The sequence below is a fragment of the Methylobacterium cerastii genome (assembly GCF_022179125.1).
Lineage (GTDB): Bacteria > Pseudomonadota > Alphaproteobacteria > Rhizobiales > Beijerinckiaceae > Methylobacterium > Methylobacterium cerastii.
Genome location: NZ_BPQG01000071.1, coordinates 1 through 15585 on the forward strand (window position 1 = coordinate 1; position 15585 = coordinate 15585).

At 68.9% G+C, this 15585-nt stretch carries 17 protein-coding genes; 2 read left to right on the forward strand and 15 right to left on the reverse strand.

Annotated features, from left to right (window positions below; genetic code table 11):
• Window positions 1–282: 282 nt before the first annotated feature.
• Window positions 283–1917 (forward strand): calcineurin-like phosphoesterase C-terminal domain-containing protein, encoded by a 1635-nt coding sequence (locus MFF13_RS20770; protein ID WP_306422435.1) that lies wholly within the window; start codon window positions 283–285, stop codon window positions 1915–1917.
• A gap of 501 nt (window positions 1918–2418) precedes the next feature.
• Here MFF13_RS20770 and MFF13_RS20775 read toward each other — a convergent pair.
• From MFF13_RS20775 to phnG, 9 genes are read right to left on the reverse strand one after another with little or no spacing between them, the layout of a single operon-like run.
• Complete coding sequence (locus MFF13_RS20775) at window positions 2419–3072, reverse strand: pyridoxine/pyridoxamine 5'-phosphate oxidase (RefSeq protein WP_238272856.1); 654 nt, start codon at window positions 3070–3072, stop codon at window positions 2419–2421.
• 60 nt (window positions 3073–3132) lie between these two features.
• A complete protein-coding gene (gene phnN, locus MFF13_RS20780) occupies window positions 3133–3669 on the reverse strand; it encodes a phosphonate metabolism protein/1,5-bisphosphokinase (PRPP-forming) PhnN (RefSeq protein ID WP_238272857.1) in 537 nt (178 codons plus the stop codon).
• Window positions 3669–4811: an alpha-D-ribose 1-methylphosphonate 5-triphosphate diphosphatase gene (locus MFF13_RS20785; protein ID WP_147753690.1), complete on the reverse strand. Its 1143-nt coding sequence runs from the start codon at window positions 4809–4811 to the stop codon at window positions 3669–3671. The genes phnN and MFF13_RS20785 overlap by 1 nt, the downstream gene beginning before the upstream one ends.
• A 32-nt stretch (window positions 4812–4843) precedes the next feature.
• Window positions 4844–5548 carry a phosphonate C-P lyase system protein PhnL gene (phnL, locus tag MFF13_RS20790; RefSeq protein ID WP_147753689.1) on the reverse strand — a complete coding sequence of 235 codons (705 nt, stop codon included), beginning with the start codon at window positions 5546–5548 and terminating at the stop codon, window positions 4844–4846.
• Window positions 5545–6348, reverse strand: a complete 804-nt coding sequence (gene phnK, locus MFF13_RS20795) for a phosphonate C-P lyase system protein PhnK (protein WP_238272858.1) — start codon at window positions 6346–6348, stop codon at window positions 5545–5547. Before phnK ends, phnL begins: the two co-directional genes overlap by 4 nt.
• A complete protein-coding gene (locus MFF13_RS20800) occupies window positions 6345–7226 on the reverse strand; it encodes an alpha-D-ribose 1-methylphosphonate 5-phosphate C-P-lyase PhnJ (RefSeq protein ID WP_238272859.1) in 882 nt (293 codons plus the stop codon). Before MFF13_RS20800 ends, phnK begins: the two co-directional genes overlap by 4 nt.
• Entirely contained in the window at window positions 7223–8344 is a 1122-nt protein-coding gene (locus MFF13_RS20805; protein WP_238272860.1) for a carbon-phosphorus lyase complex subunit, read from the reverse strand. The genes MFF13_RS20800 and MFF13_RS20805 overlap by 4 nt, the downstream gene beginning before the upstream one ends.
• A complete protein-coding gene (phnH, locus tag MFF13_RS20810; protein WP_238272861.1) occupies window positions 8335–8949 on the reverse strand; it encodes a phosphonate C-P lyase system protein PhnH in 615 nt (204 codons plus the stop codon). Before phnH ends, MFF13_RS20805 begins: the two co-directional genes overlap by 10 nt.
• Window positions 8949–9392, reverse strand: coding sequence for a phosphonate C-P lyase system protein PhnG (gene phnG, locus MFF13_RS20815; RefSeq protein WP_283205830.1), 444 nt, complete (start codon window positions 9390–9392; stop codon window positions 8949–8951). The genes phnH and phnG overlap by 1 nt, the downstream gene beginning before the upstream one ends.
• A gap of 133 nt (window positions 9393–9525) precedes the next feature.
• Here phnG and phnF point away from each other — a divergent pair, with 133 nt between their 5' ends.
• Window positions 9526–10272, forward strand: a complete 747-nt coding sequence (phnF, locus tag MFF13_RS20820) for a phosphonate metabolism transcriptional regulator PhnF (protein WP_238272862.1) — start codon at window positions 9526–9528, stop codon at window positions 10270–10272.
• A 3-nt stretch (window positions 10273–10275) separates the two neighbouring features.
• Here the strand turns inward: phnF and phnE (MFF13_RS20825) are convergent, their stop codons facing one another.
• The 6 genes from phnE (MFF13_RS20825) to MFF13_RS20850 all read right to left on the reverse strand — a co-directional run bounded on the left by phnE (MFF13_RS20825) (window position 10276) and on the right by MFF13_RS20850 (window position 15193).
• Complete coding sequence (phnE, locus tag MFF13_RS20825) at window positions 10276–11127, reverse strand: phosphonate ABC transporter, permease protein PhnE (RefSeq protein WP_238272863.1); 852 nt, start codon at window positions 11125–11127, stop codon at window positions 10276–10278.
• Window positions 11124–12002 carry a phosphonate ABC transporter, permease protein PhnE gene (gene phnE / locus MFF13_RS20830; protein ID WP_147753682.1) on the reverse strand — a complete coding sequence of 293 codons (879 nt, stop codon included), beginning with the start codon at window positions 12000–12002 and terminating at the stop codon, window positions 11124–11126. The genes phnE (MFF13_RS20825) and phnE (MFF13_RS20830) overlap by 4 nt, the downstream gene beginning before the upstream one ends.
• Window positions 12003–12034: 32 nt before the next feature.
• Window positions 12035–12961, reverse strand: coding sequence for a phosphonate ABC transporter substrate-binding protein (gene phnD, locus MFF13_RS20835; protein ID WP_238272864.1), 927 nt, complete (start codon window positions 12959–12961; stop codon window positions 12035–12037).
• 28 nt (window positions 12962–12989) lie between these two features.
• The gene (gene phnC, locus MFF13_RS20840) at window positions 12990–13793 is read right to left on the reverse strand and encodes a phosphonate ABC transporter ATP-binding protein (protein WP_238272865.1); all 804 of its coding nucleotides are present in this window, start codon (window positions 13791–13793) and stop codon (window positions 12990–12992) included.
• An 89-nt stretch (window positions 13794–13882) separates the two neighbouring features.
• Window positions 13883–14515 (reverse strand): LbetaH domain-containing protein, encoded by a 633-nt coding sequence (locus MFF13_RS20845; RefSeq protein ID WP_238272866.1) that lies wholly within the window; start codon window positions 14513–14515, stop codon window positions 13883–13885.
• A 12-nt stretch (window positions 14516–14527) separates the two neighbouring features.
• A complete protein-coding gene (locus MFF13_RS20850) occupies window positions 14528–15193 on the reverse strand; it encodes a DUF1045 domain-containing protein (protein WP_238272867.1) in 666 nt (221 codons plus the stop codon).
• Window positions 15194–15585: the final 392 nt, after the last annotated feature.

Genomic DNA, 15585 nt, shown 5'->3' on the forward strand with positions numbered 1-15585 from the left:
CGATCGGGCCCCTTCATCGTTCAAGCTGCCGGCCGCCACTGGCCTGGTTTTACTCCGCCACAGCAGCCTGGAATTGGTCCGCCCTTTACACCTATCTCTAAACCCGCCAGTGCGCCATCGGACCCGAGGTCCCGCTGCCGACGGATGTCGGTCGCATCCTGTCACACGGTCGTCAGCAGCCGTATCCATGCCACCGCAAGGATGGAGCCCGGCATGAACGAAGGCATCGACGACACGGCGTCCCCCATGACCCGACGTGCGGCCGTGTCAGGTCTCGGGGCGATGGCCGCGACGCTCGCCGCACCGGCGTTCGCACGGGGCACGGCGCCCGACCGGCCGGAAGGCTCCCTGACCGCCAGCGGCTTCGTGTTCGAGGACCGCTCCGGGGCGGGACACAGGCAGATCGGCGACCCGGGGCTGCCGGGTGTCGCCGTCTCGAACGGACGGGACGTCGTGCGCACCGACGAAAGCGGGCGCTACCGCCTCGCCGTCACGGACGGCGATGCCGTGTTCGTCGTCAAGCCATCCGGCTACCGCGCTCCGCTCGACGCGAACAACCTTCCGCGCGTCTCCTACATCCATCGGCCCGATGGCACCCCTACCGAACTCGGCTTTCGCTACCCTGGCCTCGCACCTACGGGAGCGCTCCCGGAATCGCTCGACTTCCCGTTACGGCGGGTCGACGAGCCCTCAGCGTTCGACGTGCTGTTGTTTACGGACCCGCAACCCGCGAGCGAGGCCGAACTCGCCTTCGTGCGCGATACCGCCCTGACCAGCGTCCTCGGCACGTCCGCCGCCTTCGGCATGACGATGGGCGACATCGTCTCGGACGATCTCTCGCTCTATCCGCGCTACAATCGCATGATCGGCCGGGTCGGCATCCCGTGGTGGCACGTCGGCGGCAACCACGACCTGAACTTCGAGGCGCCCGACGCGGATCTCAGCCGCGAGACGTTCAAGCGGGTCTACGGCGCGCCGTACTATGCCTTCGAGCATGGCCACGCGTTGTTCCTGATGCTCGACAACGTGCGCTACCTAGGTATCGGCACCGCTGCCCCGGGTGCGCGCGGCGGCCGCTACGAGGGGCGCTTCGGCGAGAGTCAGCTGACCTTCGTCGAGAACATCCTGCGTGATTGGCCCAGGGACCGTCTCGTCGTCGTCGGCATGCACATCCCGCTCGTGACCGATACGGGATCTGAGGACTGGAGCCGGAACACCGTCGACCGCGACGCCCTCCTGGCTCTGCTCGCCGGGCGGCCGAGCCTCAGCGTGGCCGGCCACACCCACACGACAGAGCACCATTATCTCGGCGGCGACGGCACGCATCACCACCACGTCCTGACGGCCGTGTCGGGATCCTGGTGGAGCGGCCCCTACGACCGGCGCGGCATCGCCTGCGCCGACAGTCGGGACGGCACGCCCAACGGCTACCACGTCCTGTCCATCGACGGCGCCGGCTACACGACGCGTTTCGTCGCCGCCTCCGAGCCTGACCGGGCGATACGGATCACCCTCGATAGCCAATACAATGCCCGCACCCCGGAGGTCGCCAAGGCTTACACGATTCAGCGTTTGCTCGGCTCGCCGATCCCGGTCGAGGCCGTCGGATCGACCGACCTCGTGGTCAATGTGTTCGATGGCGGACCCCGGACGCGGGTTACCCTGCGGCTCGGCGGCGGACGCGCGGCCGTCCCGATGCTGAGGAAGCGTCAGCCCGATCCGTTCGTGACGCAGGTCTACGCGCGCAACGCGGACACCAAGAAGCCCTGGGTGTCGGCGATCCCCTCATCGCACGTCTGGGTCGGCCCACTGCCGGCGAACCTTGGGCTGGGGACGCACCGTGCGGACGTCGAGGTCCTGGACGAGTACGGCCGGGCGCGGCGTGAGGCGATGATCATCGAAGTCACCGGTGCGTGACGCTCGGGCTCGTTCGCCGCTGCCTCGGTGACCCGACTACCGAGGATCATGCCTGTCATCAGCTTGTTGCACGGTCGGTGGTAGCGGCCGTGCAACGGCGCTTTCCCCCCGAGACCCGGCGCCGAACCTCATCCCGCCCGGCATACCGCCGCGGCGGGTTTTTTGTGGCGCAGGGGTCACCGCCATCGGCTTCCCGCTCGTTCGGCAACGAAGGTGACCATCGCGCGTATTGACCGAACTCTTATGGATCGGGCCCACACTCTGCGTCCGCTCGCATCCTTTCGCTGACCCTCGGATGGTCCGCTTCGGGAACCTCGTGGGTGTCACATCAGTGTAGACAGGCCACCAAGGTCCTGGGCGTGGAGCTCAACCCCCGCGGTCATGCCTGGCCTTCTGCCCGTCCGCTTCGGGCCGTAGAGGGTATCAGAGCTAACATCGCTGCCCCATGCGATCACGTCCTGTAACAGCCCGTCGCGTGGCTTCACCCTCGCCCAAAAAATATCACGGCCACAGGCGCTCGTGCGTCCAGCCTCCTTGGTTGTTTTGCCGGTATCGCAAACGCGTGTGTCTGCGTTCCTCGTCCGCCTGCCAGAACTCGACCTCATCCGGCTTGACGGCGTAGACCGCCCAGGTCGGTGATACGGTGGATGGGTCGGCCTCGATCCGACGCCGCTGCTCGGCCAAGCCCGCATCCAATGCGGCATCATTGACGAGGACGTCGCTCTGCCGGGCGAGCAAAGCGCCCGCACGCGAACCGATGGGGCGGGCCAAGAAGTCCGCCTCACAGATCTCTCGACCCATTTCGACAACCGGACCTCGCAGGCGGACCTGCCGACCGAGTGGTTGCCAGTAGAAGGTCAGGGCGGCGCGGGGCTGGGCGGCGATCTGGCGGCCTTTGGGACTGAGCTTTGTGCTGGCGAAGTGCCACCCGTCGGCATCCACGTTCTTGAGGATCAAGACGCGGGCATCAGGGTAGCCCTGCTCATCGACAGTCGAGAGCGTCATGGCATGGGCTTCGAGTATGCCCCGATTGATAGCGTCGTAGAGCCATGTCTCGAACAGAGCGCGTGGGTCATCCGGGGTTACGCCAGCATCGAATGGCGCGAAGGGACCGGCAAGGGACTTGAGGCCGCGAAGCCGCTCTTTGAGTGCCATGAACTGCTCCGACATCGACCAACAGGAGGACAGCGCGTGAACTTCCTGCCGAGGTGGTATTCAGGCTACCTGCTCGCGCAAATACCCAATCAGCTTAGCTGCTCCGATCTCCGGAGCGCGGTCGTTCCAAATCGTGCACTCGCTCTCAATTGGGACGACGCGGTCGAGGCGGCTGCGCAAGTCGCCATCCTCTGGCCGGGCGCGAGCAGAGAGACGGTCGGCAAGTACCTCGGGTAATGCCGTGATGGTCACAACGCCGACATGCGGCAGCGATCCTCGAGCCTGTTCCACGATTCGCCGGGAGACGTTGCAGACCACCACCCGCCCGGCCCGGGCCTCCTCAAGCGTCTCGCCGGGGATCGCGTAGCCGAGGCCGTGTGCGCGCCAATATAAGGCGAAGGCGCCGGAGGCTGCCCTATCCGCAAAGGCTTCCTCGGTAAGCGCGATATTGTCCTCGTGCGTTGATGGCTCGCGGGTGACGTGGCGGCGCGGGAAGACGAAGCGGGAATCGCCAACGAGCGCGTCCCGTGCCAGCCGCAGCAGGGTGTCCTTTCCGGCCCCGCTTGGGCCGACCACGAGGACAAAGCCGCCCGCCATCACACCACCCGCGCGCCGGCGCGCCAGACCTGACGCACCACCGGGACGCCCCGGGCGAGGCGAACGCGGACGAGGTCAGCGCGCAAGCCCGGTTCCAGACGCCCGCGATCGGTCAGGCCGGTGGCGCGGGCGGGGTTGGCCGTCACGGTTGCGATGGCGTCGGGCAGGCTGATGCCGGGGACGCGCTCGGGCAGCCCGAATGCCGCCATCAGAAGGCTCGCTGGCACGTAGTCCGAGGACAGGATGCTGAGGTTGCCGGCCTCCGCCAGGGTGTGCGCCGCGACGTTGCCCGAATGCGAGCCACCCCGGATCAGGTTGGGCGCCCCCATCATCACGGTGATGCCCGCCGCGTGCGATGCCTCGGCCGCCTCCAGGGTGGTGGGGAACTCGGCGAGCACCACCGACTCCTCTTGAGACAGCGCGACGTCAGCCAGGGTGGTGTCGTCGTGGCTGGCGAGCGGAATGCCGTGCTCGCGGGCGAACGCCACCAGAGCGGGCCGGTTCACGGCGTTGAGGGCGCGGCCCTCGCGCATCTTGCGCTCGGTACTGAGCTTGATCTCCTCCAACGAGCGGCCGCCGCGCCCGGCATAGACGTAGTACTTAGAGACATCCCGGAACTGACGCTGGCCCGGCGTGTGGTCCATCAGCGACAGCAGCCCGATGGCGTAGCGCTCGGCAAAGGTCCGCACCGTCTCGACCACGTCGGTGGAGGGAATCTCGCAGCGTAGATGCGTGCGGTGCTCGGCCCGGAACAGGTCCGCGTCTTGCGCCTCCGCAAGCGCGGCGGCGAGGAGCTCGAGTTCGGTCCCGAGACCGCTCCCGTCCGGGTCGGTGCCCGCGCGCAGCGAATCGAACACCGTGGTGATGCCGGAAGCCGCGATCTGCGCGTCGTAGGCCAGGACCGCCCCAAGGGGGTGCCAGCGCACGCCGGGGCGCGGGGCATAGTGGCTCTCCAGGTGGTCGGTGTGGAGTTCGACGAGGCCCGGGATGAGGGTGTCGCCCTCGCAATTGAGGCCGTGCTCGGGGGCCGAGCCGGTGCCGATCTCGGCGATGCGCCCATCGACCACTGCGATCCAGCCGGTCTCGACCCGGTCGGGCAGAACGAGGCGCGCGTTCTCGAGGATTTCGACCCGGTCGGTCATGCTGGTGTGCTTCCGGTCAATCACTGTTTGGTTCATGCCGCCATTGCTCCACGGAAGGCGGAGACGTCGACGATCCGCGTCGCCACTGCCTCACGGACGTCCGCATCGTGGAAGATGCCGAGGATGGCGGTGCCGGCGGCGCGCTTCTCGGCGATGAGGTCCACCACCACGGCCCGGTTCGTGGCGTCTAGGGATGCGGTGGGCTCATCCATGAGCAAAATCGGCCGCGCGGCGATCAGGCCCCGGGCGATGTTCACCCGCTGCTGCTCGCCCCCCGAGAAGGTGGCTGGGGGCAGCGCCCACAGTCGCTCGGGCAAGTTGAGGCGGGACAGCAAGTCGCCAGCCCGGGTGCGGGCTACCTTGAGGGGAAGCCCCCCTTCGATCCCAGCAGCCTCCACCACGGCGCGGGCGCCGACCCGGGGGATGACCCGCAGGAACTGCGAGATGTAGGACAGGGTGGTGCGGCGGAGGGCCAGGATCTCGCGCGGCGCGGCTGCTGCGAGGTTGACCACGCGGGCGCCGTCGCGGACCCAGACAGCTCCCTGCGGGCAGCGGTAATTGCCGTAGGCCATTTTGAGGAGCGAGGACTTGCCCGCTCCCGAGGCGCCGCCGAGCACGACGCACTCTCCGGAATGGACCGCCAGGGTGGCCCCCGCGATGACGGGGAGCACCGCCCCATCGCGCAGGTGCAGGGTGAAGCTCTTGGCCACGTCTTCGAAGGCGAGGAGAGGCGTCATGCGGCGAGCACCGAGGAGACGAGGAGCTGGGTGTAGGCGGCCTGCGGGTCGTCGAGGACCTGGTCGGTCAGGCCGGTCTCGATGACCCGGCCAGATCGCATCACGAGGACGCGGTGCGAGAGCAGGCGCGCCACGGCCAAGTCATGGGTGACGATGATGACCGCGAGGCCGAGTTCGGCCACCAGCCCCCGGATCATGTCGAGGAGGCGGGCCTGGACCGAGACGTCGAGGCCCGAAGTCGGCTCGTCCATGAGCACGAGGCGGGGCGCGGTGACGAGGTTACGGGCGATCTGCAGGCGCTGGCGCATGCCGCCGGATAAGCGCGTCGGCGGATCGTCGACCCGGTCGGCGGCGATCTCGACGCGGGCGAGCCAATCGAGGGCGGTGGCGCGGATGCGGCCGTAATGACGGTCCCCAACCCCCATGAGGCGCTCGCCGACATTGCCCCCAGCCGAGACCGCCATGCGCAGGCCTTGCGTCGCGTCCTGGCGCACGAAGCCCCAGTCGGTTCGCATCAGGGCCCGGCGTTCGGCTTCGCTCAGGGTCGCGAGGTCGCGGGTGGCGCCATCGCGCATGCGGTAGGATACGGAGCCGGCGTCGGCCGCGACCTCGCCGGCGATGAGCGACAGCAGGGTCGACTTGCCGGAGCCAGACTCGCCGACAACCGCCAGGACCTCGCCGTGATCGAGGGTGAAGCCGATGCTGTCGCAGGCGAGGCGGTGGCCGTAGCGCTTGGTCAGGCCCTCGACCGTAAGCAAGGTCTCGGGAAGCAAAGGCTCGGGAAGCAAGGGTTCGATCACGCGGCCTCTCCGGTGTGGCCGTCGGCGCGGCGGGTCTCGCAATGATCGGTGTCCGAGCAAACGAACATCCGCCCGCCGGCATCGTCGAGGATGACCTCGTCGAGGTAGACGCCCTCGGCGCCACAGAGGGCACAGGGGCGGTCAAATCTCTGAACCCGAAAGGGGTGGTCCTCGAAGTCGAGGCTGCGCACTTGGGTGTAGGGCGGGATCGCGTAGATGCGCTTCTCGCGGCCCGCCCCGAAGAGCTGGAGGGCGGGGCAGTCGTCCATCTTCGGGTTGTCGAATTTTGGGGTTGGGGAGGGGTCCATCACGTAGCGACCAGCGACTTCCACCGGGTAGGCGTAGGTGGTTGCGATGTGGCCGTGGCGGGCGATGTCCTCGTAGAGTTTGACGTGCATGAGGCCATATTCGGCCAGAGCGTGGAGTTGGCGCGTCTCGGTCTCGCGCGGTTCGAGGAAGCGCAGGGGCTCGGGGATCGGCACCTGGTAGACGAGGACCTGCCCCTCGGTCAGCGGCGCCTCCGGGATGCGGTGGCGGGTCTGGATCACCGTGGCCTCTGCCGTCCGCGTCGTCGTCGCGACCCCGGCGGTGGCGGTGAAGAAGCGGCGGATCGAGACCGCGTTCGTGGTGTCGTCGGCGCCCTGGTCGATGACCTTGAGGACATCCGCCGCGCCGAGGATCGCGGCGGTGACCTGCACCCCGCCGGTGCCCCAGCCATAGGGCATCGGCATCTCGCGGGCGGCGAAGGGCACCTGGTAACCAGGGATCGCGATGGCCTTGAGGATGGCCCGGCGGATCATCCGCTTCGTGCCCTCGTCGAGATAGGCGAAGTTATAGCCGGTGCCGGCCGAAACCGTGACGGTACCTTGCGGGCTCATTCGGCGGCCTCCCGTAGGGTGGGATCGTCCTGGACCGGCTCGGCTGCCAGGGCGGCGTGCTCAGCGCGCAGGCGCCGGACAAGTTCGAGTTCGGCCTGGAAGTCGACGTAGTGCGGCAGCTTCATGTGCTCGACGAAGCCCGTCGCCTGAAGGCTGTCGCAATGGGCCAGCACAAATTCCTGGTCCTGGGCCGGCACCACCACCGCCTCGCCGAGTTCGGCTGCCCGGAGCGAGCGGTCCACCAGCGCCATCGCCATGGCCTTGCGCTCCCCCTGGCCGAAGACGAGGCCGTAGCCTCGGGTGAATTGCGGCGGCACCGCGCCGCTCCCGTGGAACTGGTTGATCATCTGGCACTCGGTCAGGTCGACCGTGCCGAGGCTGACTGGGAAGCCGAGCTCCTCCGGCGTGAATTCGAGTTCGACGGCTCCGACCCGGATTTCGCCGACGAAGGGATGGGTGCGGCCGTAGCCGCGCTGCGTCGAGTAGCCGAGCGCAAGGATGAAGCCCTCGTCGCCCCGCGCCAGCCCCTGGAGCCGGAGCGCGCGGTCGGCCGGGTAGTCCACCGGCTCGCGGGTGAGGTCGCCGACGGGGGCGCCCTCGTCCGGGGGCGAGGGCTCCAGCAGGCCGGCCTGGCCCAGGAGATCGGTGACCCGCGGACAGGCGGCGGCATCGGCCTCCGGCTTGGCCTCAGCGGCGGGCGCCGGATCGGCGCCATCCTCCAGGGCGAAATCCACGAGGCGGTGGGTGTAGTCGAAAGTCGGGCCGAGCACCTGGCCGCCGGGCAGGTCCTTGAAGGTGGCGGAGATGCGCCGCGCGAGCGTCATCCCCCCGGTGTCGAGGGGCTCGGTGGCGCCGAAGCGCGGTAGCGTCGTGCGGTAGGCTCGCACCAGGAATACCGCTTCGACCACGTCGCCCCGCGCCTGCTTCAGGGCGAGCGCAGCCAGATCCGGGTCGTAAAGGGAGCCCTCGGTCATCACCCGGTCGACGAGGAGGCGCATCTGCTCGCGGATCTGCGCCACCGTGAGTTCAGGCACGGCCGGATCGCCGCGCCTGACCTCGGCCAGCAGCCGGTGGGCGTTGTCGATCGCGGCCTCGCCACCCTTCACGGCTACGTACATGGCATAGCCTCCAGAGCGACGGGACGCGCCGAGCGCGGCAGCCCGGCGAGGCGCGCTGAAGCGACGAAGAGCAGGTCGAGGCCCAGGGGGAAGGCCGCATGGTTCGCGGCCCAGCGCGACGCCCAGTCGGCCGGCAGGGGACCGGCGTCGAGGTGCGCGGTGCCGCGGATGCCCGGTCCCGCGAAAGCGGGACCGGCGGAATTGGACAAGGTCTCCACGGCGAGGATCAGGGTGGCGGAGGTATCCGGGTAGGCCGGGGTGCCCTGCGAGAACGCCGCGAAGGCCGGGCAGCGAGCGGGATCGGCGATCAACGCGAAGGCCGCCCGATCGGGCGCGTCGACGAGGGGCGCCCCGGTGTGGAAGCGCAGGAAGGCTGCAACCGCCGGCTCGGCACGCAGCGGCGCATCGAGCCAGACCGGCGTGTCGGCATCGGTCAGCGCCAGGGCCAGAGCCGCAAGCTCGGGAATGAGGGGAGCGGGCGGCGCCAGGGTCGTGGCCAGCGGGCGGATCTGGCCGGGCCGGCTCAGGGCGTCCATCGCGGCGCGGAACACGGCTTGGCCCTCGTGGACGGGATCGGCAAAGCCGTGGGCAAGAGTGTGCGCCATCAATCCTCTCCCCGCGCCAGGGTGAAGAAGTTCACCCGCGTCGCCGCGGTCTTGCGGGCGGCCTGCCGCACCGCTTCCGCCCGGCGCCCGGCGATGGCGTCCAGTGCCGCCTCCAGGGCGGGCCGTGCCTCGGGGCGCTGCCAGTGCGCGTCCAGGATGGCGGCAAGGCGGGCGCGGACCCGGTCGCGGCCGAGATGGTAGGCGAAGCCGGTCTCGCCGCCGGGCAGGCGCACCGCCGCGCGCGTTACCGTGGCCTCGCCGGCGTTGAAGGCCCGTCCGTCGCCACCGATTCGCCCGCGGACCATCACCAGACCCGTCTCGGTTGGGCGCAAGTCCTGCGCCTCGGTGACGGCCCCGGTTCGCGCCAGGGCAGCTCGCAATTCGTCGGAGGTCGCCTCGCCGGCCCGCGCCATTGCGCGTTGGCGCGCGGCGAGGTCTGGCATCGAGTGCGGAGGTGGTGTTTGGCTGACACTCGGCATTGATCGGACTCCAGACATGTCTATATGTTTAGACAAGTAGAGGAGTGGACGCAAGAGGTTTCGAGGACGTCATGCGAGCAATCCACGCAGGCAACCCATGAATGAGGCGGGCGACACGGGCGTGACGGCGCTCCAGCGTGGGGGCGGCTTGGCCGCGTGGCGGCAGATTGCGGATGCGCTGGCGGCGGAGATCCGCAGCGGAGCGGTCGCCGCCGGGGCGCAGCTGCCGGCCGAATCAGCCCTGGCCGCGCGCTTCGGCGTGAACCGGCACACGGTAAGGCGCGCGCTCGGCGTCCTCGCCGAGGATGGGTTGGTGCGCACCACGCAGGGCAAGGGCAGCTTCGTCGAGCAGGGGCCGATCCCCTATCCGATCGGTCCCCGGACCCGATTCTCCGAGATCGTTTCCCGCACTGGCCGCGAGGCCTGGGGCGACCTGATCGCGGCTACAACCATGCCCGCCGGACCGGACTGGGCTGAGGCCTTGGGGATCGCCCCCGGCACACCGATCCTCGAACTTCACACCATGCACCGGGCCGACGGCGCGCCGATCTCGACTGCCCGGACCTGCCTGCCGCTACCGCGCTTTGCCGGCTTCGACGCGGCCTACGCTGCCAGCGGCTCGATCACCCGTGCCTATGCGGGATTCGGGGTCGCCGACTACACCCGGCTCTCGACCCGGATCGGCGCCCGCCCGGCGAGCCCCGAGGAGGCGGAACGCCTCGACATTGCCCCCGGCCGCAGCCTGATTGTCCTGTCGAGCGTGAACGTAGACGGGGACGGCCAGCGCATCCAGGCCACCCGCAGCCTGTTCGCCGCCGACCGCGTAGAATTGGTGGTGGAGTGAAGCCTACCACGCAGCGCCGCCGATCAGGGCCCGGCGCAGGCGACCGGAGACGGCGTCGATGATCGCCACAGTCACGAGGATCATCAGGATCAAAAAGGCGACCTGGCGCAGTTCGAGGACGCGGATCAGTTCGGTCAGGTATTGGCCGATACCGCCCGCGCCGACGATGCCGATGATGGTGGCCGACCGGGTGTTCGACTCGAAGAAGTACAGCACCTGGCTGCCGAGCACGGGCAGCACGGCCGGGATGAGGCCGAAGCGGATACGGTGAAGCTCGGCCCCGCCGGAGGCGGAGACGCCCTCGCCGGGCTTGCCGTCGACGGTCTCGACGGCTTCCGAGAACAGCTTGCCGAGCGCCCCGAAATCCGCGCAGGCGATGGCCAGCGCCCCCGCGAAGGGGCCGAGCCCGACGACGTTGATCCAGATCAGCGCCCAGATCAGCACGTCGATGGAGCGCACCACGTCGAGGCCGCGCCGCACGGTGAAGTGCACGAATGGGTTGGGCACGACGTTGCGGGCGGCCAGGAACGCCACCGGGAACGCCAGGAGCGCCGCCGTCAGCGTACCGATGAAGGCGATGCCGAGGGTCTCGGTCAGCGCCTGCAGAAACGCCCAGCCCCGGCCGCCGGCTTCGGGGGGCAGCATCAGCAGGCTGAACTCGCCGAGGCGGCCAAGTCCGTTGAGGAGGCGCGCGGCGGAGAAATCGAGGCGGACCATCGCGTAGCCCGCAAGGGCGACGAGGCCGGCGAGCGCGAGGCCCGCGACGAGGCGGCCACGCCACGCCGGCCGGAAGCTCTCTGGAAAGCGCCGGCGCAGGGCGGCGATCTCGGCCGCATCGATGTCGGGCCCGGTCATCGCAGGCTCCCGAGGAGATGGTGGCGCAGGCGCTCGGTGCCGAGATCGATCGCCATGACGGTGAGGATGATGAGGACCAGAATCGCGCTGACGTCGGCGTAGTAGAAGTTGCGGATCGCCACGAGGAGCTCTTGCCCGATGCCGCCGGCACCGACGAAGCCCATCACCCCGGCGCCCCGCACGTTGACCTCGAAGCGCAGCAGTCCATAGGAGACGAAGTTCGACAGCACCTGCGGCAGCACCGCGAAGCGCAGGGTCTCGATCCGCCCGGCCCCGCCGGCGGTGAGGCTCTCGACCGGCTTCATGTCGATGTTCTCGACGACCTCGGAGAACAGCTTGCCGAGCGCGCCCGTGGTGTGGATCGCCAGCGCCAGCACGCCCACCATCGGCCCGAGCCCAAAGGCGATGACGAAGAGGAGTGCGAACACGATCTCCGGCACGGTGCGGCAGAATTCCAGCCCGCGCCGCACCACGAAGCATGCCGTCCGGCTACCCGCTACGTTGGCGGCGGCGGAGAAGCACAGGAGGAACCCGCCGATCGCTCCGAGAAGGGTGCCGAGATAGGCCATCAGTAGGGTCTCGCCCAACAGCGCGAGCCATTTCGGCCAGCCCCAGTACCATTCGGCGAGGTCTGCCGGCAGGTTCGCCAGGGTCAGGGGGGGCAGGATCTGGGCGATGTAGTCGGTGAAGCGGCCGATATGAGCCGCGAGCACCCAGGGACGAACCTCGGCCGCCTGGGCGGCGAGCCCAGTGAGAACAACGAACGCGGCGAGGCCGACCCAGGTCCGGCGCCGGCTTGCGGCGACGGCGGCGTCATAGGCCCCCGCAAGGGCGGCGGCCCGGTCTGGGGGCAGGGACGTGATCCGCTCAGGCATCGGTCATTACAGGCGGCTTACCCGAACTCAGGTCAGGACTTGCGGCGTTGCTCGTCGTTGAACTTCAGCATCTCGATGACCGGCTGATAATCCTTCAGGGTTACGGCGGTGAGACCCTGGTCCTTGCCGTCCGAAAGCCGGTCGAAGGCCGTCTTGTCGGCCGTCGGCATCGCCACGAGGGCGTCGCGGATGCGCGCCTTGAGGTCGTCCGGCAGGCTCGCCAGCATGGCGAAGGGCCCCTCGGGCAGGAAGTCGGACTTAAACACCACGCGGAAATCGCCCTGCCCCATGGCCGAGCCGTCGGGCTTCTTGAGCATGCCCTTGGTGGCCATCCGGGTGACCATGGTGTCGGTGTCGGTGTTGTAGAGGTTGGCCGCCGCATCCACGGTGCCCTGGACGAGGGCGAGGACGGCGTTCTCGTGGCTGCCGGCATAGACGGTCTTGCCGAAGAACGCGTCCACCGGGTGGCCGGCCTTGTGCAGGAAGAAGCGCGGCGCCTGGTTGCCGGAGGTGGAGTTGGGGTCGACCAGGGCGAGGTTCTTGCCCTTCAGGTCCTCGATCGTCTTGTACGGGCTGTCGGCGCGCACGTAGATCACTGAATAGTAGCCCGAGGCGCCGGTGTCGTGGCGCTGGTTGACGATGGGCTCGATCTTCACGCCGGTCATCACCGCGCGGGCGAAGGAGGCGGGGCCGTAGAACGCGAGCTGGGCGTTGCCGGCGCGCTGGCTCTCGATCACTGCGGCGTAGTCGTTGGCGATGCGCAGCTTTACCGGCACGCCAAGGGCCTTCGACAGGTAGGCGGTCATCGGCGCGTAGCGGTCCGTGGTGCCCGAGGCGTTCTCGGCCGGGATCACCGCCAGGGTCAGCTCGGGATAGGTCGCCTTCCAATCCTGCGCGGCGGCCGGGACGGCGAGGAGGGCGAGCGCGAGGGCTCCGGCGAGGGTGCGACGGGTCAGCATGGCAGGGTCCTGGGTCGGAGGTGACGGATCAGGCGACGAGGGCGGCGGGATAGGCCCGGGGGCGTGCGGGCGCGGCGGGGGCGTCGAGCACCTCGCCCGCCTCCAGCCCGTAGAGCTGGCGGGCGACGTCCTCGGTGAGGTCGGCAGGTGCGCCGTCGAAGACGAGGCGGCCGTCGGCGAGGCCGACGAGGCGGTCGCAGTAGCTGCGGGCCAAGTCGAGGGAGTGCAGGTTGCACAGCACGGTTATGCCGTGGCGCCGGTTGGCCTCCGCGAGGGCATCCATGACGATGCGGGTGTTGCGCGGATCGAGGGACGCCACGGGCTCGTCGGCCAGGATCAGATCGGGAGCCTGCATCATCGCCCGCGCGATGGCGACGCGCTGCTGCTGGCCGCCGGAGAGCTGGTCCGCCCGGTGGGCGGCGAAGTCCCCCATGCCGAATTCGTCGAGGGCGGCCAGCGCAAGGGCGCGCTCGCGCTCCGACCAGAGCTTGAGGAGGGAGCGGTGCCGGGGCACCTCAGAGAGCCGTCCCATCAGGACGTTGCTCAGCACGTCGAGGCGGCCAACGAGGTGGAACTGCTGGAAGATCATCGCGCAGCGCGCCCGCCAGCGCTGGAGGTCGCGGCCATGCAGGGCGGTGATGTCGAGGCCGTCGAACAGGATGCGCCCGCCCGTCGGCTCGGCGAGGCGGTTGACCATCCGTAGGAGGGTCGACTTGCCGGCGCCCGAGCGCCCGATCACGCCGACAAAGCGGCCGCGCGGGATGGCGAGGGAAATCCCATCCACCGCGCGACGGTCGCCGTATCGACGGCTCAGATCTTCGAGGATCAGCATGCTGTTTCCCGGCGATTCATGTTGAACGCCGGTAGACCCGTAGTGCGCGACAGTAAAATGACAGTTGTCCGGCTAACCGATAGTCGACATTATGGTGCTTCGGCTTCGTAGCGCTCCAAGAATGCCTCGATCGCCAGGGCGCGGAAGTCCGGCAGGGCCCGGCGCAGGCGGTCGTGGTCCCAGTCCCACCAGCCGAGGGCCTGCAGGCGGTCGGCCACCGCCTCCGGGAACCGCCGCCGCACGACGCGGCCCGGATTGCCGACCACGATGGTGTAGGGCGCCACGTCGCGGGTCAGAATTGTCCCCGCGCCCACGACCGCTCCGGTGCCGATGGTCCGCCCGGGCAGGATTACGGCCCCGTGCCCGATCCAGACGTCGTGGCCGATGGTGACGGACAGAGCCCGGCGCCGGGCGAAAAAGGCTGGCTCGTCCGCCGCCTCCCCCGGCCAGTAGGCGCTGGCCCGATAGGTGAAGTGTGCCTGCGAGGCCCGCTCCATCGGGTGGTTGCCTGGATTGATCCGCACGTGTGAGGCGATGGAGCAGAACTTGCCGATGATGGTATAGTTCGCCTGTCCGTCCTCGACGATGTACGAATAGTCGTCGAGCTGCGTGTCGCTGAGGCGCGTGCGCGCGCCGACCTCGGTGTAGCGGCCGAGGCGGCAATCCCAGAGATGGGCCGTAGGGTGGACGGCCGGTTCGAGGCCGAGGCGGTCAGAGGCCATGGCGAGGTCCTGTCAGGCGGCGAAGGGCAGGCGGCGCAGGAGGCGGAACGGCTCGGCGCCGTCCCGAACGACCACGCTCACGGCATCGATCGCGAGGTCGGGCAGGTTTGCTGCGGCCTCGACCAGCAGGGGTAGGGCGGTCGCCAGGTCCTCCGGCTCGAGGGGGCCGGTGAGCGTCATGTGAAAGCGGAAGGCCTCGAACACGTGCGGGTAGCCCCAGCGCTCCAGCAGCGCCCGGCCGCGGGGGTCGAGGCGCTCGGGGCGGCGGCGGGCGCGCTCGGCCTCGGTGAGGGGCGCGCGCAGCGGATCGAGCGCGGCGACGTATTCGGCCGCGAGGAGGCCGAGGGCGGGGGGCGGCACCTCCGGCACCAGGGCGGTGAAATTCCCTAGGGCGGCGACCCGCATGGGGCCGACGGGCAGCGGGAGCCGGTGCGCCGCCACCGCCGCGGTCGCCGCGAGGAGATCCGCTTCGGTCGCGCCCGGGGCGAGGTGCATCGGCGCCTTCAGGGTGGCGTGGAACCCGTAGACGCGCTGCTCTGCGGTGTTGGCGGCGAGGATTGCCCGGAGCGCATCGGGACCGGGCGCTGGATCGAGGCCGAGAATCGCGTCGCCGAAGGTGGCGAGGGCCGAGCCGGGGGCGGGGGTGAAATAAAGCGCGTAACGGGCAACGCGATCCAAATGAACTTCTCCTTGGCTGCGCCGTGCAGGCTGAAGCGATCCGTAATACCTTGCTCAAACGTCAATGTGACAATCTTACTTCGTGAATAAAAATTTTCCCGACATGCAGGCCCAGGGTCGATCTTTTCTGATTCCGATCGCTGACACAAATTGCAAATTCTAGAATAATGAATTACGCAATAATTCTCGTATCGACTGTCTGAAGATTATGAATTATATTATAGAAATATTGATACATATCTACGTCATATAAAAATCGATATGATCTGTAAAGGGCGGACCAATTCCAGGCCGCTGTGGCGGAGTAAAACCAGGCCAGTGGCGGCCGGCAGCTTGAACGATGAAGGGGCCCGATCGGGCGCCTTCATCGTTCAAGCTGCCGGCCGCCACTG